Annotated in this window: 17 protein-coding genes; 14 read left to right on the top strand and 3 right to left on the bottom strand. The window is 45.3% G+C overall.

The window, feature by feature from the left end; all coding sequences use genetic code 11:
* Positions 1 to 42: 42 nt before the first annotated feature.
* Positions 43 to 807, bottom strand: a complete 765-nt coding sequence (locus AC58PV_RS01080; protein ID WP_497430444.1) for a hypothetical protein — start codon at positions 805 to 807, stop codon at positions 43 to 45.
* Positions 808 to 1,053: 246 nt separating this feature from the next.
* Between AC58PV_RS01080 and AC58PV_RS01075 the strand changes: the two genes are divergently transcribed.
* The 3 genes from AC58PV_RS01075 to AC58PV_RS01065 all read left to right on the top strand — a co-directional run bounded on the left by AC58PV_RS01075 (position 1,054) and on the right by AC58PV_RS01065 (position 3,437).
* Positions 1,054 to 1,344: a DUF2325 domain-containing protein gene (locus AC58PV_RS01075; RefSeq protein WP_497430443.1), complete on the top strand. Its 291-nt coding sequence runs from the start codon at positions 1,054 to 1,056 to the stop codon at positions 1,342 to 1,344.
* A gap of 217 nt (positions 1,345 to 1,561) precedes the next feature.
* The gene (locus AC58PV_RS01070) at positions 1,562 to 2,500 is read left to right on the top strand and encodes an ABC transporter ATP-binding protein (protein ID WP_497430442.1); all 939 of its coding nucleotides are present in this window, start codon (positions 1,562 to 1,564) and stop codon (positions 2,498 to 2,500) included.
* On the top strand, positions 2,493 to 3,437 hold the full coding sequence (locus AC58PV_RS01065) for an ABC transporter permease (protein WP_497430441.1): 945 nt from the start codon (positions 2,493 to 2,495) through the stop codon (positions 3,435 to 3,437). The genes AC58PV_RS01070 and AC58PV_RS01065 overlap by 8 nt, the downstream gene beginning before the upstream one ends.
* A gap of 16 nt (positions 3,438 to 3,453) precedes the next feature.
* Here the strand turns inward: AC58PV_RS01065 and AC58PV_RS01060 are convergent, their stop codons facing one another.
* Entirely contained in the window at positions 3,454 to 4,248 is a 795-nt protein-coding gene (locus tag AC58PV_RS01060; protein WP_497430928.1) for an AraC family transcriptional regulator, read from the bottom strand.
* Between the two features lie 152 nt (positions 4,249 to 4,400).
* Here AC58PV_RS01060 and AC58PV_RS01055 point away from each other — a divergent pair, with 152 nt between their 5' ends.
* From AC58PV_RS01055 to AC58PV_RS01015, 9 genes are all read left to right on the top strand, one after another.
* Positions 4,401 to 5,225: a phytanoyl-CoA dioxygenase family protein gene (locus tag AC58PV_RS01055; RefSeq protein WP_497430440.1), complete on the top strand. Its 825-nt coding sequence runs from the start codon at positions 4,401 to 4,403 to the stop codon at positions 5,223 to 5,225.
* Positions 5,226 to 5,397: 172 nt separating this feature from the next.
* A complete protein-coding gene (locus AC58PV_RS01050) occupies positions 5,398 to 7,170 on the top strand; it encodes a sensor histidine kinase (RefSeq protein WP_497430439.1) in 1,773 nt (590 codons plus the stop codon).
* A 146-nt stretch (positions 7,171 to 7,316) separates the two neighbouring features.
* On the top strand, positions 7,317 to 8,630 hold the full coding sequence (locus AC58PV_RS01045) for an ABC transporter substrate-binding protein (protein ID WP_497430438.1): 1,314 nt from the start codon (positions 7,317 to 7,319) through the stop codon (positions 8,628 to 8,630).
* Between the two features lie 69 nt (positions 8,631 to 8,699).
* Positions 8,700 to 9,581 (top strand): carbohydrate ABC transporter permease, encoded by an 882-nt coding sequence (locus AC58PV_RS01040; protein ID WP_497430437.1) that lies wholly within the window; start codon positions 8,700 to 8,702, stop codon positions 9,579 to 9,581.
* A 1-nt stretch (position 9,582) separates the two neighbouring features.
* Entirely contained in the window at positions 9,583 to 10,479 is an 897-nt protein-coding gene (locus AC58PV_RS01035; protein ID WP_497430436.1) for a carbohydrate ABC transporter permease, read from the top strand.
* Between the two features lie 54 nt (positions 10,480 to 10,533).
* Positions 10,534 to 12,210, top strand: coding sequence for a helix-turn-helix domain-containing protein (locus tag AC58PV_RS01030; protein WP_497430435.1), 1,677 nt, complete (start codon positions 10,534 to 10,536; stop codon positions 12,208 to 12,210).
* Positions 12,211 to 12,390: 180 nt separating this feature from the next.
* Positions 12,391 to 14,361 carry an ABC transporter substrate-binding protein gene (locus AC58PV_RS01025; RefSeq protein WP_497430434.1) on the top strand — a complete coding sequence of 657 codons (1,971 nt, stop codon included), beginning with the start codon at positions 12,391 to 12,393 and terminating at the stop codon, positions 14,359 to 14,361.
* Entirely contained in the window at positions 14,351 to 15,370 is a 1,020-nt protein-coding gene (locus AC58PV_RS01020; protein WP_497430433.1) for a FecCD family ABC transporter permease, read from the top strand. The genes AC58PV_RS01025 and AC58PV_RS01020 overlap by 11 nt, the downstream gene beginning before the upstream one ends.
* Positions 15,363 to 16,364, top strand: coding sequence for a FecCD family ABC transporter permease (locus AC58PV_RS01015; protein ID WP_497430432.1), 1,002 nt, complete (start codon positions 15,363 to 15,365; stop codon positions 16,362 to 16,364). Before AC58PV_RS01020 ends, AC58PV_RS01015 begins: the two co-directional genes overlap by 8 nt.
* Positions 16,365 to 16,392: 28 nt before the next feature.
* Here the strand turns inward: AC58PV_RS01015 and AC58PV_RS01010 are convergent, their stop codons facing one another.
* A complete protein-coding gene (locus AC58PV_RS01010; protein ID WP_497430431.1) occupies positions 16,393 to 17,271 on the bottom strand; it encodes a cupin domain-containing protein in 879 nt (292 codons plus the stop codon).
* Between the two features lie 147 nt (positions 17,272 to 17,418).
* Here AC58PV_RS01010 and AC58PV_RS01005 point away from each other — a divergent pair, with 147 nt between their 5' ends.
* Positions 17,419 to 20,004, top strand: a complete 2,586-nt coding sequence (locus AC58PV_RS01005; RefSeq protein ID WP_497430430.1) for a GH116 family glycosyl-hydrolase — start codon at positions 17,419 to 17,421, stop codon at positions 20,002 to 20,004.
* Between the two features lie 199 nt (positions 20,005 to 20,203).
* Complete coding sequence (locus tag AC58PV_RS01000) at positions 20,204 to 21,616, top strand: RtcB family protein (protein ID WP_497430429.1); 1,413 nt, start codon at positions 20,204 to 20,206, stop codon at positions 21,614 to 21,616.
* Positions 21,617 to 22,030: the final 414 nt, after the last annotated feature.

Below are 22,030 nucleotides of genomic sequence, written 5' to 3'. Positions count from 1 at the left end.
AGCCTTATGCCTCTCATTTAAGAGTGCATAAGGCTTTTTGACCTACCTATCGTAAATGATTTGGTTGAAACCGGTGCAACTACGGAACCCAGGAGGGCCGATACAAGCTCTACCACCCAAGACAAGTCTAAAATGACCATGAGCAAGGTCTCCGAATTCCCCTCTGAAAGTTAATTCCAAAAGGAAGAGACCAAACTCTCCGCCTAAGCCAATGGTTGGATTCCTTAAGCTTATCGTACCAGATAGAACAGACGCCCCAAATAATTTCACCGTAATTTTAATGCTTGGCTCACTAGGATCAATATCCAGGTCTAGTCCTATCCCATCGATCAAACGCACGGATTGACATATATGACCAGGTGGACAAGTGACAATCGGTGGCTGAATTAATCCATCAACGATCCGTTGGCTAAGAAGAAGGTGCTTGCTGATGGTTTGAAGTTGTCTCTTAATCTTTCTCAAACTCTTTTTAATCGCGGCATTGTATTTGTTGCATGCTAAGAGACGATCAATGAAAGCTTGATTGATAAGAACATTTTTGTTAATTAATTTAAGCTGATTTAGAATTCGTCTCAAGGCAATTTTATCGAATTTTTTACCTGAGAGAACAAGTTTATTTCCGATCGTTTGTTGATTTAGAAGAACTCTAATGTTAATAGCCCTCAGTTGTTTCCGAATCAGTAATAAAATGGCTTGAGCATTTGTGGGGTATGTCTTTTTAAATTCAATGATTGTCTTTCTATTAAGAAGAACGGCATTGTTAATTGCGATGAGTTGTTTATTAATTCTTGCAATGCTTTCTGACAATGCTATCACCTCCTTTGCGATACAATACTATATGTTTAGTTTCATATTCTGATATAGGACAAACACTCAAATTGCTAGTGATCGCGTAAAAAGTGGCGTGGAGATAATGAATATGGCCCGTAGCACCATCGTTCAAGAAATAAATCCGACTAAACCTATTGACTTTATTGTAGAATGAGTTAGGATAGGTATAACAGAGTTGCGGAAGCGGTAAATAAAGATGCTGTTTATATGGAGGAAATGAGAATGAAGACAGTTGCGATTATTGGCGGAAGTCAATCCGATACGTTTAAAAAACTTGGTGAGAAGCGTGGTTTAATTGTCGAGCATCATAGTGGTAAGACAGGTGGAGGTTCGATCGAGCAGTACTTTCAACGAATTATTAATCATGCAGATGTCGTTATCATTCTAAAAGGTGCGATTAAACATACTTCGATGTGGGCTGTGAGGGAGCTTGCAGAAAAAAAGGGGAAGAAACTTAGTTACCATGATGGCTTTGGGGCGACTGGAGCGCTTGAAAAGGCATTGCAACTATAAGCAAGGGATATAACAGTTAATTATTCTAGCCTTACGAGAAATCGTAAGGTTATTTTTGTTTTTAAGGTGGGGTATATGCTGAGAATTAATTTTTATTTTGTTAATATAACAATAATTATATATTGTAATTCGATAAATATTATGTTAAATTCAATCTGCTATTAACGAAAAGAGAGCGTGTTAAGGAACACCTTTACGCAAAGGAAGGAGGCCGTATATGAGCAACGAACCTATCATTAGTTTGCAAAATGTGACCAAACGGATCGGCCGAACCACCGTGATCGACGATCTTACGTTTGATGTGCCGCAAGGCGAGATTTTCGGCTTTCTTGGCCCTAACGGGGCGGGCAAAACAACGACTATCCGCATGATCGTCGGATTGATGTCCACAACGAAGGGGCAGATCCTGATAAAAGGCAAAAATATTAAAACCGAATTCGAGCAAGCTATCCAACATGTTGGAGCGATCGTTGAGAATCCGGAAATGTACAAATATTTGAGCGGATACTTGAATCTCGTTCATTATGCCCGTATGGTGCCAGGTGTGACAAAAGAACGGATTGATGAGGTAGTGAAACTAGTCCGACTAGAGGACCGTATTCACGACAAAGTCAAAAAGTACTCTCTTGGTATGCGTCAACGTCTCGGAGTTGCTCAGGCGCTGCTGCATCGACCATCTCTACTGATTCTGGATGAACCTACGAACGGTCTGGATCCTGCAGGGATTCGAGAGTTGCGCGATTATTTAAGGCAGTTGACCCGTTCGGAAGGAATTACCGTCATTGTTTCCAGTCATCTGTTGTCTGAGATGGAACTTATGTGTGATCGGGTCGCCATCTTGCAGCAGGGTAAGCTGATCGACGTGAAACTGACCCACCATTTTACTCAGGATAGCCAGCAGATACCAACCTATCGGATAGAGGCACAGCCAATCGAACAAGCATTAAACATCGTGGGACAAATGGAAGGAATTCAGGAGATTGGGCTCCTCGAGGAGGGAGTCTTAGAAGTCACCGCCGACAGGGAACGTGTTCCGGACATACTGGCAGCACTGATGGGGCAGCATATACGAATCTATAGTGTTCAGATGGTTCGTCTGTCTCTGGAAGATCGCTTCTTGGAAATTACAGGTACAGGGAGGAAGCAGATTGGTTAATCTTGTCCGTAATGAGAATATGAAGATCTATCGAAGGGTACGAACGTGGATTTTGGTTGGAGTAATGATTGCATTGGTGCTTTTCGTTAATATCATCGAATGGCATTCTGATCGAACACAGTTGCAAGGCGAGAGCTGGCAGGTGGAACTGCAGCAGGAGAAAGTGCACCGAAACGAGCTGTTGACCAAATCAGAACTTTCGGAAGAAGACCGTACTTATAATCTGCAGCGAATCGCGCTCATCGACTATCATTTGGAGAAAAACATTTCCACGACGAATGGTACGATGTGGGACGGGATCAACTTCTCCGCCTCCTTAGTGCTCGTGATCACCGTATTCACCATCATCATCGCCGGCGACAGCTTGGCAGGAGAATTCTCGACAGGCACGATCAAGCTGCTGCTCATTCGACCGGCTAATCGCCTAAAGATCCTCCTAGCCAAATATATGTCTTCCTTGCTGTTCGGATTGCTTTTACTGCTCACGCTTTTTGTTGTATCTGTCACGGTCAATGGTATCTTATTTGGATTTGGAGATCTGAAACTGCCATTGATCGAAGTGACCAATGAAGGGTATATCGTCGAGAAGAATATGGTGCTTAACTTGTGGAAAACGTACCTGATGAACGGGGTTTCTACGATACTGTATGTCACAATGGCCTTTATGATTTCGTCTGCATTTCGCAGCAGCACCATGGCCATAGGCTTCTCGATAGTTGCTCTGTTTGGAGGCAACATTCTGCTGCAGGCACTGCAACGCTTCGCTTGGAGCAAGTACCTGCTGTTTGCGAACACCGATCTCACCCAGTATCTGAGCGGGAGACCTTATCAGAGTGGAATGACGCTTTCCTTCTCCATCGGTATGCTTGCGGCTTACTTTATTGCGTTTAATCTGATTTCCTGGCTTATGTTTACGCGAAGAGATGTGGCGGCATAAGCCACGTTCACATGCCCTACCTACCACGAAACGTACTCGGAGAAATACCATAATTTTTTTTGAATAGCTTCGAGAAGTGGAATTCGTCATAGAATTGGAGATTAGTCGAAATCTCTTTCACAGATAAGTTGGTCGTCTCGAGTGATATTTTAGCGGATTCTAGTTTTAAATTAAGCATGTAGTCACTAGGCGATAGTCCTGTTCTGGATCGAAACCGTGTGAAGAAGGTCGTTCTGGAAAGACCGCTCATAGCTATGAGTTCATCGACACGAATGGTCTTGTCGATATGTTTATGCATATAAATAATGATTTTGTTGAGCTCTTGATGTTGTTGCGTTGTTGTCGCATGTCGCTCTTTGGCGAAGAGCAGCAATATTTCTTGCAAAAGGATTGTAGCGGCATACTCGTAACCATGCTGCTGTTCAATCAGAAGGTCAATCAGATGCTCGCATTTTTGCATAGCCAAACCGATTTTCCCAGTCGTTACAACTTCATTAATAGGAAGTTCCAGAAAGCGAGACATATCTAGCGAGCTGAAGTCGATAAAATAAAATTTCCAGTCATTATTCTGGCACCGATAGGAAGACGTAATGCCATCTTGAACGATAATATAAGTACCAGCATGCAAAGCGAATGTTTCCTGATCCTGCGTAAGAATGCCATTTCCCTCGTAGGTAATAAATAGGCCAGGGACAGTAAATCCTTCACTTTTGATCGAGTGATAAGTATCGTTCGCTTGTACATCCCAAATAGACATAAATGCACAGGCGGGAATCTTAGATTCGCTATGTATACTATATGGAATGTTCATGTAAGACAACTTATTTTCACCACCTATTAACATTCATGTTTGTACAATTATACATGGTTTGCATACGGCGATCCATGGGAAATTTCATTGTGGTGACGTACAGTTAATACATGGAAGTCATCACATATGAACGTTGAGGAGTGGTTGTGCACATGATGGTGAAAGTAGGGAGTCGGGAATTAGAACTTAATGGTCAACACTTAACGGAGCTTAGGAGCTCCAACGATATTTTCCATGATAGTGCAGCGTTGCGCGAACGAATGGAAGAGGATGGCTACCTGCTCATTCGCGGTTTTCATAATCGGGACATGGTGCTGGAAGCGCGCACGAGCATTTTGGAGAAAATGTCTCAGATGGGCAAGCTGGATCGAGATACGAAACTCGAAGAAGGCGTTATGGCTGACGGTTCCAAAACTATTTTCATGGGCGGGACCAATGAGGACTTGCCTGCGCTTTTGAATGTCCTAAATGGCGAACATATCATGGGCTTTTTTGATGAGTTCCTTGGTGAACCTTCGCTAACCTACCATTACAAATGGCTTCGCGCCGTCGGCAAGGGTGACTTCACAGGTGCCCACTATGATATCGTCTATATGGGCAGAGGTACGCCGAACGTCTACACGGTTTGGTCTCCATTAGGTGATGTATCGTATGACATGGGAGGATTAGCGATTTGCCTAGGCTCGCATCGATTTGAACAGTTAAAGCAATCGTACGGTTCGAAAGATTCAGATCGAGATGGGATTGGCCATTATACAGATGATCCGCTTCACATTACAGAGAAGTTCGGCGGCAAATGGGCGACCACCGAATTTCAGGCAGGGGATGTACTGATCTTCGGTATGTTCTTGATGCACTGTTCGCTCGAAAATACGACCCATCAATACCGAATTAGTGTGGATGCGAGGTATCAATCCATCCATGAGAAGGTAGATGAAAGATGGAGTGGGAAAAAGCCGAAGGGTCATTTTAAATAAGGGAGTTCTCTCATTAAGAATTCATTAGAACGGCCGCTAATAGAAGCGGGCCGTTCTTTGTGTTTCACAAATTCTTGCTGATTTCTCTTCCAATAAAAGGACATCTCCCTAGATAGAACGAATGTATGACTTCGCAGTCTTATTTCTAATGTGTGATTATGGGGTGAAGGTGTTGAAGCTATTTGCTAAACCATGGACGTTCTCGGCGACCCTCCATGTTCTGTTAATCGTCATGGTGGTTGTTCCCATCGTGACAATCAGTACAATGATCCTCCAAGTATACAAGCGTGACTTGTTGCAGCAAACGACGGAACGCACGCTGCAGACACTGCATGCTGTCACGTACTCAGCCCAACAAGAGATTAGCAAAATTGAGTATGCTGCAGCGGCAGTTGGTGTGGACCGAGACATTTTATCAACGGCAACGGCCTTGCATCAAGCGGATGAGAGCAACCGATATGCGTATATCAACCAGCTGACGCTTGCACTGAGTAGATATACCTACTCGATGTCCAGCCAGCTGCTCGCCATTCATTTTTTTTATAAAAGCGGCGGTGTGTATTCGTTTAAGCAGAACATGACGAAGGATGAGAAGGAGCTGCGTTCGGAGGCATGGTATCCGCAAACGTTGCAGCAAAAGGATAACGTACAGTTTCTTAGTCTCCAACAAACACGACTATATGGCGTGACGGTTCCTCTGGCCGTGGCAGCTGCGATTGCACCGAGTGATTACCATACCTTGAGCGATGTCGAGATGGTGTATTTCTCGCTGAATGAGGAAGCGTTCGATAAGATCCTACGGCAGCAGCCTCACGATGATTCAACTTATGTGATTGTCAGCAAGGATGGGCAGGTAGTCACAGCGAGCTACAATTGGGATCCTAAGAGTTTAACATCGGCAAAGCTGAGTCAGATCGGTGCTGCTCAGGAAGGGCATTTTATCGATCAGGTAAGCGGTCGTCAGACGTTAGTTACCTATGCCAGCGTTGGCGATACAGACTGGAAGGTTGTTCAAGAAATACCTTATAGCAAAGTGACGGCAAATTATGACCGTATATTTAAAATTGTTCTATTGGTCACTTTCGCGGTCATTGCCATATTTGTGCTGATCTCCTTCTATCTCGTACATAGTCTGACTAGGCCCATTCATCTTCTCGTCCGGAAGATGTCCCTCGTAATGGAAGGAGAGTTGAATGCCAAGAGTGGCACTTCGGGCATTGCAGAAATGGCTATGCTTGGCCGAACATTCAATCATATGCTGGATCAGATCAAGCTGCTGTTGCGGCAGCGGGAGGAGCAAGAGCAAACGAAGCGGAAAGCAGAGTTTGCAGCCTTGCAATCGCAGATCAATCCGCATTTTCTGATTAATACTCTGAATGCAATCCGATTAATGGCGCTGATCAGCAAAGCAGACAACATTCGCAACATGACGAATGCCTTAATGCGCTTGGTCTCCTCTTCGTTTAACCGAGGTGGCGTACTGATTCGCTTTTCCGATGAAATTGACCATCTGAAACATTATCTGTATATCATGGAGATTCGATACGGCAACACATTCGAAATTGAATGGCAGATTGACCCTCAAGTGGAATCGAAGTATTTGCTGAAACTATTGCTCCAACCCATTTTGGAAAACAGTATCGTTCACGGTATGGCTGGTAAAGAAACGCGTGGCAAAATCGTGATTGCAGCTCATTTGCACGAAGGAAGTCTACATATCGTGATTTCCGATAATGGTGAGGGGATGACGGAGGAGCAGCTCGATGAGTTTAGGACGAGACGCAGTCCGCATACGTTTACGGGTATGGGCGTTGCGAATGTTCATCACCGGATTCAACTGCACCATGGAGAGGAATATGGCATTACTCTGACTACTAATGAGCCAACGGGAACGAGAGTGTCCATAAGAATTCCTATACTTCATCGGAATCAAGAAGAAGAGTGACCGCTGCGTTTGGAAGATAAGGAAGTTCAAAAAAGATCAACTTCATAGCCAAAAAGATCATTTGGATGCGTTTCCATTCCATGTATGATGAATACAGGTTGAACAACAAACCGAATCGAAGCAACATTCATTGGAGGGGTTCAAGAATGGGGAAAAGAAGATTTGTAAGCACTGCGCTAGTTGGCGGTCTTGTCATGCTAAGTGCACTGACAGGGTGTTCGAAGGAAACGGCTTCACCAGCAACATCAGTCAAACCTGTAGAAACCAAAGCGGCTGCGGCAACGCCCAAACCGGCGGAACCCGTTAAGCTAAAGCTAGCCATGTGGGATGCCAAAGGAGATCTCAAGTTCTGGACAGATAAAGTGAAAGAATACACGAAGTTGAAGCCGAATGTGACCATAGATGTAGAAATGGTGCCTGATAATGGCGGTCAATACTTAAAGGTGCGACTGGCGGCCAACGACTTGCCTGATCTGTTTTATTTAAAACCAGCACACATGCAAATCTATAAGCAATCACTTCTACCGCTCGATGAGTTAGCTGGCGCGAAGAATAATAAGTTTCCGGCCAAAATAGATGGCAAAACATTAGGCGCACCACTCGTTTCTTTCTCGGAATTCGTCTACTTCCACCCAAGTATGTTCAAAGAGTTGAATTTGGAAGTACCGAAAACCATGCCTGAGTTCATGTCTACGATGGAGAAAATAAAAACAAACGGCAAATATACGCCAATTGCTATCGGCGGTAAGGAAGATTGGACATTCTATCCGTTCATGGAGTTCGGTCCGCACATTCTTTCTGGGGATGAGAATTACTTGGCGAATTTGGCGAAGACGCCTGAGCCTTTCGGAGAAGGCAGTACCTTTGATAAAGCGGGGAAAATCATTAAAGAAATGGCCACGAAGAAATTGGCAGGTCCAGATGCCCTTTCGATCTCTTTCGATCAATCCACACAGTTATTCGAATCTAAAAAAGCAGCTATGATCGCAGCGGGTCAATGGTACTATGGCGACTATGCGAATAGAGTTAAAACAGATGAAGATCTTGGCGTATTCCCGTTGCCATTCAGAAGTACAGAGAGCGAGCCATTGACTTCGATGACGGTGTCTGACATGAATGTCGGCATTAACAAGAATAGCAAAAACGTTGAGGAAGCGAAAGCCTTCTTCGATTGGATGTTCAGCAAAGACGTGTATCAATCGTTCATTAATATGGCACAACAGTTCTCCACAATGAATGGAGTTAGCACCGATCTCCCGTTCTTTAACAAATGGACGGAGAAGTATCCATTTAAACCATTCATTTACTCAGCTACGGACGAAGGATTTGCTAAAGTAAGCGGTGCGGCACAATTTGATTTCAAGAAGGCTGCACAGGAAATTTACGCAGGTAAACCGATCGATACGTTGGAGAAAGAATTGAACAATAAGTGGAAGAAAGCCGTTGAATCGAATAAATAGGAAATTGAATAGAGGGTACTATTTGAGCAATTGGAGTAGTGCCCTCTATTTTCATACAGGAGTGATCATATGAATTATCGCATGCAGCAGAAAATCGTCATTATCTCGTTTCTGTTCGTACCTGTTTCTCTCTTACTACTGTTTCTCATCTATCCAACCTTACAGTTATTTCGCTACAGCTTTACCAGTTGGGATGGGTATAGCCCGAGTTTTAAGTACATCGGATTCGATAATTATATCCAAATGCTATTTGATTTCCCTGAAGCGTGGCATGCGATTCGACATAATGCAACCTACTTTCTATTGCATGCCATTGCGATTCCGCTCGAACTCATTATGGCGGTCTTGCTGACAAGAGCGCTGCGAGGGAGTGCATTTTTCCGCTTCTCTGTCCTGATGCCCTACATAATCAACGGAATTGCCGTAGCGTATATGTTCAGCTACATCTATAATCCCATCAATGGGCCGCTGAACGAGTTGTTGAAAGCGATGGGACTTCAATCTTGGATTCAAAGCTGGTTGAGTGATGCCAAGATTGTGAACTATTCGTTGGTTGTTGTTTCTTTATGGCGCTACAGTGGCGTTCATATCGTCTTATTTCTGGCAGGTTTGCAATCTATTCCGAAAGATCTCTATGAAGCAGCGGAAATTGATGGGGCTAACTTTTGGCAGCAGCAACGGTATGTAACACTACCAGGTATTCGGCGCGTCGTCGAAATTATCTTGTTTATGAATGTTTCCGGAGCGCTGCTCCAATATGATATTCCACTTGTAATGACGAATGGCGGTCCTGGAAGTGCAAGCAGCACATTCGGACTATTTTCCCTCCAAACGGCGTTTACTTACAACAATTACGGGCTAGCCTCTGCAATGGCCGTTATTCTCTTAGGGCTAATCATTATATTTTCATCATTGCAAGCGTGGATCGTGAGAGACAGGAGTGAGGCTTGACATGGAACGTACACGAATGCTGGAACAAGTGAAGGGGCAACCGCTGCATAGCCGTACACGATCATTGCATACACAGCGCTTAGCAGGCAATATCGTCTACTACACGCTTTTTACACTTATGACTATCCTTATTTTCGTTCCTATCCTACTGGTCGTTTTCGGTTCGTTTAAGACGAATTTGGAGTTAGCTGAAACATCTCCGTTTTCACTACCGAAGAGTTTTCTTCATATCGATAATTATGTGAGTGCGTTGAAAGAGGGGAATATGATCCGCGGTTTGGGGAATTCAATTCTACTCGTCGTGCTAAGTATGCTGGGCAATATGTTGCTTGGGACTATGACGGCGTATGTGCTCAATCGCTTTCAATTCCGAATGAAAAAGTGGATTCTCGTTCTCTTCATGATGGCGATGATTATTCCAGCGTATACGACAGAAATTGCCCGGTTCCAACTCATTCATTCACTCGGTGTATATAATACGTTAGGAGCGCCACTCCTCATCTATATTGGAACTGATATTATGCAGATTTACATTTACATGCAATTTCTCGAAAAGATTTCCGTACAGCTTGACGAAAGCGCTATGCTGGATGGAGCCTCATACGTGCGTATTTTCCGTTCGATTATTTTCCCACTGCTGCTGCCAGCAACGGCAACGCTGGCGATATTGAAAAGCGTGACTATCATGAATGACATCTTCGTGCAGCAACTGTATATGCCTAATAAGGAGCTCGCAACGCTCGCAACTTCATTGACTGCGTTCGTGAGTACGCGCAGTTCGGATTTGTCAATGCTCTGTGCAGGGATTATTATTGTCTTATTACCGAGTGCTGTCTTCTATATCGTTTTTCAAAGGTATATATTCAAAGGACTTATGGATGGTGCAGTGAAAGGTTAATTGGAAATGAGATAATCAAAAGATAATCAACTTCGCTAATGGGGGATGAATAGGTTGCATAAATTGATGATTGTCGACGATGAACCGCTGGTTCGTCTTGCATTGCAGCATATGATCGATTGGGATCGTCTAGGTATTCAGGTTGCCTTTGAAGCCGGGGATGGCTTGGAGGCTCTTGCTATTCTCGAGCAGCATGGTGATATTGATCTGTTGCTGCTTGATATTGAGATGCCCAGATTGAACGGAATTGAGTTGCTGCGTGCGTGTCCGGCAATTGTACAGAAGCGAAGACCTGTTGCCATTATGCTAAGCGCCTATAGCGAATATCACTATGTCAGGGAAGCCTTCTTGCTGGGGGCATTCGATTTCATCGTGAAGGCGGATATGGATGAAGAGCATCTCGTTCCCGTAGTCATGAAAGCACTGAGTGAGCTTCGTGTTCGCGAGACGCCAACACCTAGTACGTCTGAACATACGGAGGCAGAGAGCAATCAGCAAAGGGAAATTCTTCAGCAACTTATTACTTGTGATCCTATGCAAGACGAGAATGGTTTTGAACAGACAGCGACTAGTATGCTCAAATGGCTGAGCGAATTCAACCAGTTAGTTGCTGTGATTTCCATTTCGCAAGGCTCTTCTGTCACTATCAAGACGGATAGAAACTTAAAGGATATACAAACACAAAGGTTCATCATGCAGTCTGTACAAACCGTGCTAGACGCAATGTCTATCCCTCATCTCCTGTATGGGAAGAGCCAGTCCGAGTATGTACTGTTCTGTTCATTTGCCCAATTTCGAAGTGAAAGCGTAATTCGGGATAAGATTCAGGATGCCTTCTCCATGATTCAAACTCGGCTCAACCAATACGTGAATGTTTCAATATCAATTGGCGTAAGTCAACTAGCTAATGGTGTGAAACAGTGGTATCGATTGTATCAGCAAGCTGCCCATCTGGCTTCAATGAGTTATTTTGCCGGATGGAACAAAGTGTTATACCCAGAAAGTTGTATGGAGCAGGGGAAATACAGTGCTGACAGCGAACTTGAGCCTGCCCGTAAGCTGCAGGTCACATTGAAAGCGACAGGTGCGGCGATTGCCCAACGGCTCGAACATACGCAGGAGGAGTTATGGATCAGGGAGTTTGAGCAGATGCAGCTGCTCCTCGGACAAACATGGGGCTGGAAGCCCCAGGATGTTCACGCTGCGTTTGAGGATTTACTCTGGGAGCTGGGCGGTCTGCTCTATCGAAAAGGCATTCGATGGGAAGATCTCGATGTCGAACTCCAGCACCCTTTTGAATACTTGAAGCGTTGGGAGACGTTGGATGAAACGAAATCCTGGCTATATCGCATCTGCAGCCAATTATATCAACACCTTCACGGAATGGCGAAGTCAGAAGTTAACTATAGCAGCGTTGTAACGTTGGCGAAGCAATTTATCGACCTTCATTATACAGAGGACGTTAATCTTACGTTGATTAGTGAAATGGTTGGCGTGAGTGAGAGTTACTTAAGCAAGCAGTTTAACAAAGAAGTCGGGTGCAACTTCATTCAATATGTAACGAATTTGCGCATAGAGGAATCCAAGCGGCTAATGAAAAAGAAGGGCAACAAAATAACGGATATCGCTGAAACGGTCGGTTATTTGAATGTGGAGCATTTCAGCAGAATGTTCAAGAAGACAACGGGGTACAGCCCAAAGCTGTATCGGGAGAATTTGATGAACGGGTAAGAGGATAAAATGGTTGAAAAGGTGTATTTTCGTTGAAGATACACTTATTTTTATTTTGTTGTGCGCGATACAAAATGTATCTGTGCATATCGGGATAAACTTCTTTCAATTAATAGTGAGAATTATTCTCAATTATGATATGATAGATGCTATTGATAGAAAGAAAGGAATGACCGATTTATGAGAATTAGCGACCATCTCGTATTGTGGAATCATGTTCACATCCGAGTGATGGACGTTCGTCGCATGCTGCTGGAGCCTGGTGAAGTCATGCGCGGTTATCGCGTCCCAACGAGCGCGTTCCTATATGTGACTAGCGGCAGCGCCAAACTTCATATAGACGGAATCGAAAGCCGTATGCAGCGATTCCATGTTTTGCACGTAGGAAAGGGGCTTAGGCTGGACATTACTGCAGCAGAGCAACTGGAATATTTTATGGTGCTGTACAAGGCCATTTTGCCGCTGCCGAGCCGATATGAGCTGGTCCATCTCATGGAGCGCGAGAATCCGTTCCAGTTGCGTTACGGTTTATCGCCCAAATATCCGATCTCTTGGCTTCAGAAGCTGGAGCATATGCATCAAATTTGGCAAGCACCAAGTTCGCTCGATAAATTTAAAGTAAAAACATTGTTCTATCAGTTACTTTACGAGTTGGTGGAGCAGCTGCATGAACAAGGTGTCGAAATCATACAGCCCGATCTAGTAAGCCAAGCCATCTATTATATGGAGGAACATTATCACGAAGCGTTGTCATTGGAAGAATTGGCTGACACATTGGAATGCACGTCTAGACAACTGCTTCGTTTGTTTAAGACTCAAATGGATACCAGCCCAATCGAGTATCTGATTCAGTTACGGATGGATAAGGCGAAGGAGCTTCTCCTTCATACCGATCGAACGTTGAAAGAGATTTCGGAGAGTGTCGGCTACGCGGACAGTTATTATTTCAGTCGGATTTTCAAAAAGCAAGAAGGTGTATCTCCGAAGAAATTCAAAGAAACGAATGATCGGAATTGGCGTCGAAATAATCCATTCTCGTTGTCGACATATTCCATTGTGGGTGGGGGGCTTAAACGCTATAGTAGTAATGGTTATGAGAATCATTATCACTATAAGAAAGAAGGAAACGCACAAATGTATACCAAATCAAGAGCCTGGGTGACAACGATGCTCGTCATCTGTTTCACATTAATGCTCAGCGCCTGTTCAACGGGATCCACAGTAACACCATCCGCAACCAATGGAGTGACGCAAGCTCCAACTACGAGCAGCTCTCCAACGGCTGCAGTTAATAAAGAAGCTGATTCAACGCGTGTTATTAAACATGCGATGGGTGAAACGACAATTAAGGGCACACCATCTCGTGTTGTTATTTTGACCAATGAGGGGACAGAAGCGTTGCTTGCCGTTGGCGTGAAGCCGGTAGGAGCAGTTATGTCTTGGCTTGGCGAACCATGGTATGACCACATTAAGAATGATATGCAGAACGTGACGGTCGTCGGGGATGAGTTACAGCCGAATCTTGAACTGATTGCCAGCTTGAAGCCGGATCTTATTATCGGGAATAAAGTAAGGCAGGAGAAAATTTACGATCAGTTGAAGCAAATTGCGCCAACCGTCTTCGCTGCTGACTTGGTAGGAGATTGGAAAGTTAATTTCAAATTGTACTCCGAAGCCGTCAATAAGATAGATGAAGGCGAGAAAGCAATGGCTGCTTTCGACAAACGCGTAGCAGAAGTGAAAGGGAAGCTTGGAACGAAGGCGGCAACGAAAGTTTCGTTAGTACGTTTCTCGGCATCGCAAGTACGTATTTATCAAAAACAGACGTTTGCTGGCGTATTGCTGAACCAACTGGGTGTAGCCCGTCCTGAGTCGCAGGATAAAGAATCCTTCATTGAAGTCTTGAATAAAGAGAATATCGCCAAAATGGACGGAGATGTCCTGTTCTACTTCGTAACGGAAGCCAAAGGGAAGACGGATGCAGCCAATGTGGTGAAGGAATGGCAGAATGATCCGTTATTTAAAAATTTGAACGCAGCGAAATTGGGCAAAGTTATTCAAGTTGATGAAGGAATTTGGAATTCCGCAGGTGGATACAAAGCGGCTAACCTGCTCTTGGATGAATTGATCAAATATTTCGATGTCAAATAATTCGCACGCTTTGCTCCACAAGCGCCAAAGTAAGATCATTGGATTGCTGGCAGGAGCAGTATGTCTGCTCGTGCTGGCTACAGCTAGTGTTTTACTTGGCGCGCATACTTTCGGACTTGGCGATTTGTGGGAAAGTTACAAGCATTTCGATGGCTCGAATGAGCATTTAATTCTAAGAACAACCCGAGTTCCGCGGGTTCTGGTTGCTGCTGCCGTAGGTGCAAGCCTAGCGGTAGCTGGCGCCGTTATGCAAGTGCTGACGAGGAATCCCTTGGCGTCTCCTTCCGTATTCGGTATTAATGCGGGAGCTTCGCTATTTATCGTCATTGGACTGGTTCTGTATGGATCATCGCTTACGATGAATGCGATGATTTGGATCGCGTTTGCCGGTGCGCTGTTCGTTGCAGTGTGCGTTTACGCATTGGCCATGCGAGGGAGTTGGTTCGAGCCGGTCAAGCTGACGCTGGCTGGCGCGGCCATGGGAGCTTTTGCCTCATCGATTACATCCGGTTTAATTCTGATTAATAAACAGTCGTTGGATACGGCTCTATTCTGGATGATCGGCTCCGTGTCGGGGCGGAAATTGGAGCATTTGCTCGCCGTAGCCCCTTACATGGCGATTGGTATAGGTCTCGCGCTGCTATTAGCTAATTCGCTCAATATTATTATGTTAGGCGAGGACAGTGCACGTGGGCTGGGGCAAAGAGTGACCCTGGTTCGGTTACTGTCCTCACTAGCCGTTGTCTTGCTCGCCGGCGGTTCGGTAGCGGCTGCTGGTCCAATTGCGTTCGTCGGATTAATCGTTCCGCATCTGTGTCGGACGCTGATCGGCACAGATCACCGTTGGCTGCTGCCTTGCTGCGCCATATACGGGGCTGTGCTGCTAGTAGCGGCGGATCTGGCTGCGCGTTTCGTTCTGATGCCTAAGGAAGTTCCTGTCGGCATTGCTACAGCTATGCTCGGTGTTCCCTTCCTGGTTCATGCAGCAAGGAGGAAGGAACATGACTAATTCACGAGCGAGAGGATCCGCGCTCATCATCGCCAGTTTACTTCTCGGGATGATCGTACTCGCGATGTTCTGTCTTTCCGTCGGCAGTGTGAATACTCCGATGAAAGACGTCTTGCGTTCGATAACCGGGCAAAACATGGGAAGCTCGGAACTGATTCTCCTCAAATTCCGTCTGCCCCGAATTCTTGCTGCTATTCTTATCGGAGCGGCGTTGGCAGTTTCTGGCGCCCTGCTGCAAGGTGTCATTCGGAACCCGCTGGCTTCGCCGGATATTCTCGGTGTCACGGGTGGTGCATCGGCAGCGTCCGTTGCATTCCTTACCCTGTTCTCTGGTTACAGCGTTCACTGGGTTCCTGTAGTTGCAGTAGTAGGCGCATTGCTTGCGGTCCTGATCAATTACTCCCTTGCCTGGAAGCGGGGGATATCGACCTATCGGTTAGTGCTCATTGGACTTGGGCTATCAACCGCGCTTGGAGCGCTGACTATGTTCCTGCTCATTAGCGGTCCGGCTTACTTGGCAGCTCAAGTACTGAATTGGATGACAGGCAGTATTTACGGGATCAGTTGGAAATACGTGGGGGTCATCGCGCCTTGGATTATCGTCTTTATTCCTTTGTCATTTGTTTATGCCAAAGAATTGACGATTCAGTCCCTAGGCGATTCGATGGCTACGGGGCTTGGCAGTCGACTCCAGATTACCCGCGTCATGGTGCTGCTCTACAGCGTAGCACTCGCGGGTGCGGCTGTCGGGGTGGCAGGGATGATTTCGTTCCTTGGCCTTATGTCTCCACATATCGCTCGCAGGCTCGTAGGCAATTCGTATTCGCTGGTCATTCCGGTTTCAGCATTAATCGGTGCGATTCTGCTGCTGTTGGCTGATTTGGCCGGGCGAATGCTGTTTATGCCGCTGGATATACCTGCTGGGGTATTCACGGCGGGGATTGGCGCCCCGTTCTTCTTGTACTTATTATTTAAACGGAAGCCGATTCGATGAAAAAAAGGTAGACAGTGGTCACCGGGCGTTAACTGCCCGGTGGCCTTTTTTTTCTATAGTGACCAGGACTGCTATTCATGATCGATTTGAACGTTTTGGAGAAGTGATGAACGTCCGTAAAGCCGCAATATTCGCTTACCTGCTGGATGGAGACCCCTTCGTTCAATAATTCTCGTGCATGTTCGATGCGCAAATGCAACAAATATTGGTAAGGTGTCGTGCCAAAATGTTGTTTGAACAGTACGTTAAATCTAGAAGGCGAAAGCCCGGCTCTCCTGGCCATATCGATGACATTGATAGGTTCGGAAATATGAAATGCAAAGTAAGACGTTATCCAGTTCAAGAAAGGTTGAGGAGATACGGAAGCGGTTTGTGGTTTCATGTAGATTTTGAAGACAGCCGTCAGCCACTCGTGGGCAAGCTGATTGGCTTCCATGACGCCTATATACGTCTGCGACTGCCAACATTCGATCATCTTAAACACGAGATCTCTCATTCTATTCGAGCTATTCGAGTTGGCGGTTTCGAGCTTAAATGGGATTCGCAGATCTTGGCAATCATGCATCCTAGGTTGCATATAAGACGCGTAGGGAGTTAAGTCCAATTGCCCTGGGAGGGTTACAAAGCTGCTCTCTCTCAAAGGATTATAGAAGAAATCAAGATGAATATACGGATTAATCGTAGGGGTAATCCCCTTGATGGTATGCACGTCACCAGGCTGAAACAGGCACAAGTCGCCTTCCTTCAATCTATGGATATCACCATTCAACTGAATCTCAAACTGCCCCTCTTGCACATAAAAGAGGATGTAATCCAGCAAGCTCCGTTCACCTAAAACAAACGGAGGGCGGACCGCATAACCTGCGATACGAATGAAAGGCGCTATCGCATAATCTTCTAAAATCATAGGCGTTCAACTCTTTCTGGATGCGATCTCGCAGTTGTTTTTTACATAAAAAAAGCGGTTAATCCACAAAGAATTCCATCCGTTATTCCATTATGATAAGGGAGTAGGTTAGTAAAGTATAGCATGTTATTGGGGGATGACACATCCATGAATAGTAGGTATAAAGGCACTGAAACGCGAGAAATTAGCTTTCCGTTAGGTGGAATCGGAAGCGGGTGCATCGGTTTATCGGGGAATGGAAGATTGGTGGATTGGGAAATTTTCAATCGGCCTAACAAAAAGAGTTTCAACGGTTTTAGTCACTTTTCTATCAAGGTAGAGCGCCAGGGGAAAGTGATAGATGCACGTGTGTTAAATGGAGATTTACAGGCGTCTTACATGGGTGAGCATGTTCGAAAAGCCCCTCTACATAGCGGATATGGCTTCGGACCCGAGAGCGAAACGATGGCCGGCATGCCGCATTTCGAAGAAGTCGAGTTTAGGGGAGAATTCCCGTTGGCCGAAATGTCGTTCGCGGATTCGCAGTTCCCAGGACGCATTGAATTGGTCGCATGGAATCCTTTCATTCCTCTTCAAGAGGATGATTCGAGCATTCCGGCGGCTTTTTTCGAATGGGAAGTGGAGAATACAGAGAACGAACCGCTCCTCTATACGCTATGTCTTTCTGCAGGAAATCCGATTCCATCAGATAAAATTGTTCACGAATATAATGAAAGCGAGGGTGTCCATGCCATTCGGCTAGGATCGAATCAGTTTGACTCAGCGGACCCGTCATTCGGTGATATAACGATTGCTTCCGATGCGTCAGATTGCAGCTACCAAGAATACTGGTATCGGGGTGAATGGTGCGATAACTTGGAGATGTTCTGGCATGATTTCACACTGCCTGGACATCTGAATAACCGACAGTATCGGGTAGATGACCCTCCCTTGCGGAGGAAAGATACAGCCTCATTAGCTGCGCATGCAGCGTTGATGCCTGGTGAGAAGAAGAAGATTAGATTCACCATTAGTTGGAACTTCCCCAACGTGAATAATTATTGGAATCCGAATCCAACTGGAGCCAACGTCTGGCGCAATTACTATGCAACGCTGTTTGCGGATTCTCGGGCCAGTGCCTCGTATGCTTTCAGGCATTGGAATGAGCTATACGAAGCAACGCTAGCGTTTAAAGAAGCACTGTTTTCTTCTACGGTGCCGGATGTTGTCAAAGAGGCGGTTTCCGCCAATTTATCTGTTCTCAAGTCGGCGACGTGTTTACGACTGACCGACGGTTCCCTTTATGGATTTGAAGGCGTTATCGAGGATACCGGATGTTGTGAGGGATCTTGTACGCATGTGTGGAACTATGCGTATGCCTTGCCATTTCTGTTTCCCAAACTCGAACGCAGCATGAGAAATCTTGATTTCACGTACAACCAACGCGAGGATGGCAGAATGTCTTTCCGCTTGATGCTTCCTCTAGGACGCGAGAGAATGTCTTTCCGCGCTTGTGCAGATGGACAATTTGGCGGAGTCTTGAAAGCTTATCGTGATTGGAAAATATCAGGCGATACGGATTGGCTGCGATCTATCTGGCCGGCCGTCAAGCAATCCATTGCGTACGCATGGTCAGATAGCAACGAGGACAAATGGGATCCCGAAAAGATGGGCGTGCTCGTGGGCAGACAACACCATACGTTGGATATGGAGCTTTACGGTCCCAACTCTTGGTTGACTGGATTTTATTTGGCCGCGCTCAAAGCGGGAGCCGAAATGGCGGAGTTCTTAGGCGATCAAGCAACATCAGAGGAGTACAGCCGTATATTTCATTCCGGTAAAAAGTGGGTAGATAAGCATCTGTTTAATGGTCAGTACTACGTTCAACAAGTGGATTTATCGGATAAATCCTTGCTAGAGCAATTCGACGAGGAAACCATCCGTCAGTATTGGCATAAGGAACTAGGTGAAATGAAATACCAGATTGCCGAAGGCTGTGTCATCGACCAGGTTATTGCACAGTGGCATGCGAACTTATCTGGGCTAGGTGAAATTTTTGATAGGGATCAGACACGCACTGCGTTGCAATCACTGTATCGGAATAATTTAAGAACCAGCATGAGGCAAGTGGCTAACACGTGGAGGTTATTCTCGCTGGGTGACGAGGGTGGACTCATGATCTGCACATGGCCCGAGGGCATCTATCGACCAGCGATACCATTGACGTACAACACGGAAACAATGACGGGTTTTGAATATCAAGCAGCCGCGCATATGATTCAGGTAGGACTGGTCGAAGAGGGCATATCCATCGTGGAAGCTATTCGTCATCGTTACGATGGTGAAAAACGTAATCCGTGGAACGAGATCGAGTGCGGCAGCAATTACGCCAGATCGATGGCGAGCTACTCTTTGCTGCAAGCTTTCAGCGGATTTGAGTACAATATGGTTGAAGGCATGATAGGTTTCAATCCTGTGCAATCAGACGAGGGAATATTCCGTACGTTCTGGTCGCTCGATGCAGGTTGGGGAACCTTCGAGAAGAATTCGGAGCACATGCGCCTTGAAATTTTGGGCGGGCAACTCGACCTAAAGGTGTTTAAATTTCCCTTGGAGCAACGTTACACGATTATTGAAGACATTCAATGGAATGGTGACAACTTGGTGTACACCATCGAAAGAAATGAGATACATTTCGTTGGTGGGATTATGTTGGATACGATGCATCCGCTTGTGATTAAACTCCGTATGTAAGCTGACTAGGTGAATAGAGCTATGCCAAAACTTCTCATGACGCGTTTAGCGATGTGGGAGGTTTTTTGGCGTTAGACACCACTGAAATGTAAAGTGAAATAACTAACTTTTTACCTGTCGCCATACTTTTACCATGTTCGTTGTTATGGAAATAAGCGAAGATAGCTGTAGAAGAACAACGGAGGAGATACAAATGGAAATGAAAACAATCATACACGGCGGTAATCATTACGAAATGGATTTAGAGCATGGCAATCTTCATGTGTTTGCTAACTCGGATGTGTTTCAATCTTTTGATAGCAAAGTATTCGAAATGGCTGATAATAACTTGCGAATTCCGCGTAATATGCATATGAGCTACACCCCTGATGCCCATGTGGGCATTGGAACATGCATTGGGACTACAGCAGTTTGGAGCATGAAGGATGGTTTCGTTTCCCCTTCTATTGTTGGTGTGGACATCGGATGTGGCATGAGGGTGCATACGACATCCTTGCATAAACGTGATATTCAAGACAAGGATGTTCGTAGAGCATTAATCAAAGCAATCGAGAAGTACGTGCCAACCAATGAGCGAAAAAACACGAATTATTCAGATATTGATATCATGGATGTCGTTCGAAATGGGTTAAAAGGACTTCCTGAGAAATATATACCAAACGAACAGTGGTTGACCCATGTCGAAGAGTCTACGTTTAAATTTGAACAGGACTATCTTGCGAATTTGCCGGCGAACATTTGTAAATATGCCCATGGGCAGCTAGGATCACTTGGTGGTGGGAACCATTTTATAGAAATACAGTATCTAGAAGTTGCTGAAGGTCATAAGGATTTAGCGGCAAAATGGGGCTTGTTCGACGGTCAGGTTGTCGTCATGATTCATTCAGGATCGCGTGCCTGGGGAGCAATGTTGGGGCAAGAATTCACCAAGGTTTTCAGAGAAACAATGAATAGTTGGGGGATCGTTAATCCGGATCGGAACCTCTTGTATGCGCCAATTGCAAGTCGTGAAGGGCAACATTACTTAAATCTCATGTATTCCGCTCTTAATTTTGCAGTAAGTAATCGACATATGATTGCCTTCGGTGTTCAAGAGGGATTCCGTGAAGTGTTTGGCAAAGACCTAGAAATGCCAGTCTTGTATGATCTGATGCATAACTATGCGTTAAAGGAATTTCACCGTAATCAACCGATGCTCGTCCATCGGAAGGGTGCTACAAGAGCGCTGCCGCCAGGTCATTTCCTGAATACAGCGGCCTATAAAGAAACAGGTCATCCAGCATTAATCCCTGGTTCCATGGGAACCTCATCCTACATTATGGTAGGGAGAGAAGAGGGATTGAAAAACTTCTATTCCATTTGTCACGGTGCAGGCCGAGCGAGATCACGGAAAGCAACCAAAGAGCTTGTCACCGTCGATCAATTCGCGCAATCCATGAAAGTTGGGACAGATGATGAGATTCTTGTTAATCATCGCTCCTTGCAAACCATTCTTGATGAATGCCCGCAAGCCTATAAAAATGTGGATCAGATTATAGATAGTGTTGTGGGAGCCTCGTTAGCTGATGTGGTTGCGACTTGTAAGCCAATGGTTGCAATTAAAGGTGTTTAGCAAATTGTAATGATGATAGACGTCTATGGACGTATACTCATAAATTTGAATGCAAGCACGGATGACTTTACCTAGGCTAGGATTTCTGAGGGTCCGGCAGTGCGCACACATCTCTATGTGTATGTATACTGTACTGTTCATTTCGGCTTGCATTCCCCAGGTGCAGGGGTTCAATTCCCCTATCGTGTGAAACGATTAGCAAGAAATATTCCAAATGATTAAGTAGTGGTGTCCTCTGTGACAAAATGCACACTGCGCTACGGCTATGCAATCTACGGATACCGCGCACAAGAAGGATTACAACCATTTCTTACTAAAGGGAAGATATCCGGTTTTGCTAGTGAAGACCAATTATCTCTTACTAATTTCAAATTGGCGTATCCATACCTCGTGTGCTTAAGTAGCATTCCGCCT

Source organism: Paenibacillus sp. J22FR83, assembly GCF_059691955.1.
Note: the sequence above shows the minus strand (reverse complement) of the source record. Positions and strands in the feature narration are given on the sequence as shown.

Bases quoted from the DNA above. Each gene is read 5' to 3' on its own strand.
- AC58PV_RS01045 (WP_497430438.1), top strand. From the start codon at position 7,317: ATGGGGAAAAGAAGATTTGTAAGCACTGCGCTAGTTGGCGGTCTTGTC.
- AC58PV_RS01035 (WP_497430436.1), top strand. From the start codon at position 9,583: ATGGAACGTACACGAATGCTGGAACAAGTGAAGGGGCAACCGCTGCAT.
- AC58PV_RS01015 (WP_497430432.1), top strand. From the start codon at position 15,363: ATGACTAATTCACGAGCGAGAGGATCCGCGCTCATCATCGCCAGTTTA.
- AC58PV_RS01075 (WP_497430443.1), top strand. From the start codon at position 1,054: ATGAAGACAGTTGCGATTATTGGCGGAAGTCAATCCGATACGTTTAAA.
- AC58PV_RS01000 (WP_497430429.1), top strand. From the start codon at position 20,204: ATGAAAACAATCATACACGGCGGTAATCATTACGAAATGGATTTAGAG.
- AC58PV_RS01040 (WP_497430437.1), top strand. From the start codon at position 8,700: ATGAATTATCGCATGCAGCAGAAAATCGTCATTATCTCGTTTCTGTTC.
- AC58PV_RS01010 (WP_497430431.1), bottom strand. From the start codon at position 17,271: ATGATTTTAGAAGATTATGCGATAGCGCCTTTCATTCGTATCGCAGGT.
- AC58PV_RS01055 (WP_497430440.1), top strand. From the start codon at position 4,401: ATGATGGTGAAAGTAGGGAGTCGGGAATTAGAACTTAATGGTCAACAC.
- AC58PV_RS01020 (WP_497430433.1), top strand. From the start codon at position 14,351: ATGTCAAATAATTCGCACGCTTTGCTCCACAAGCGCCAAAGTAAGATC.
- AC58PV_RS01025 (WP_497430434.1), top strand. From the start codon at position 12,391: ATGAGAATTAGCGACCATCTCGTATTGTGGAATCATGTTCACATCCGA.
- AC58PV_RS01060 (WP_497430928.1), bottom strand. From the start codon at position 4,248: ATGAACATTCCATATAGTATACATAGCGAATCTAAGATTCCCGCCTGT.
- AC58PV_RS01005 (WP_497430430.1), top strand. From the start codon at position 17,419: ATGAATAGTAGGTATAAAGGCACTGAAACGCGAGAAATTAGCTTTCCG.
- AC58PV_RS01070 (WP_497430442.1), top strand. From the start codon at position 1,562: ATGAGCAACGAACCTATCATTAGTTTGCAAAATGTGACCAAACGGATC.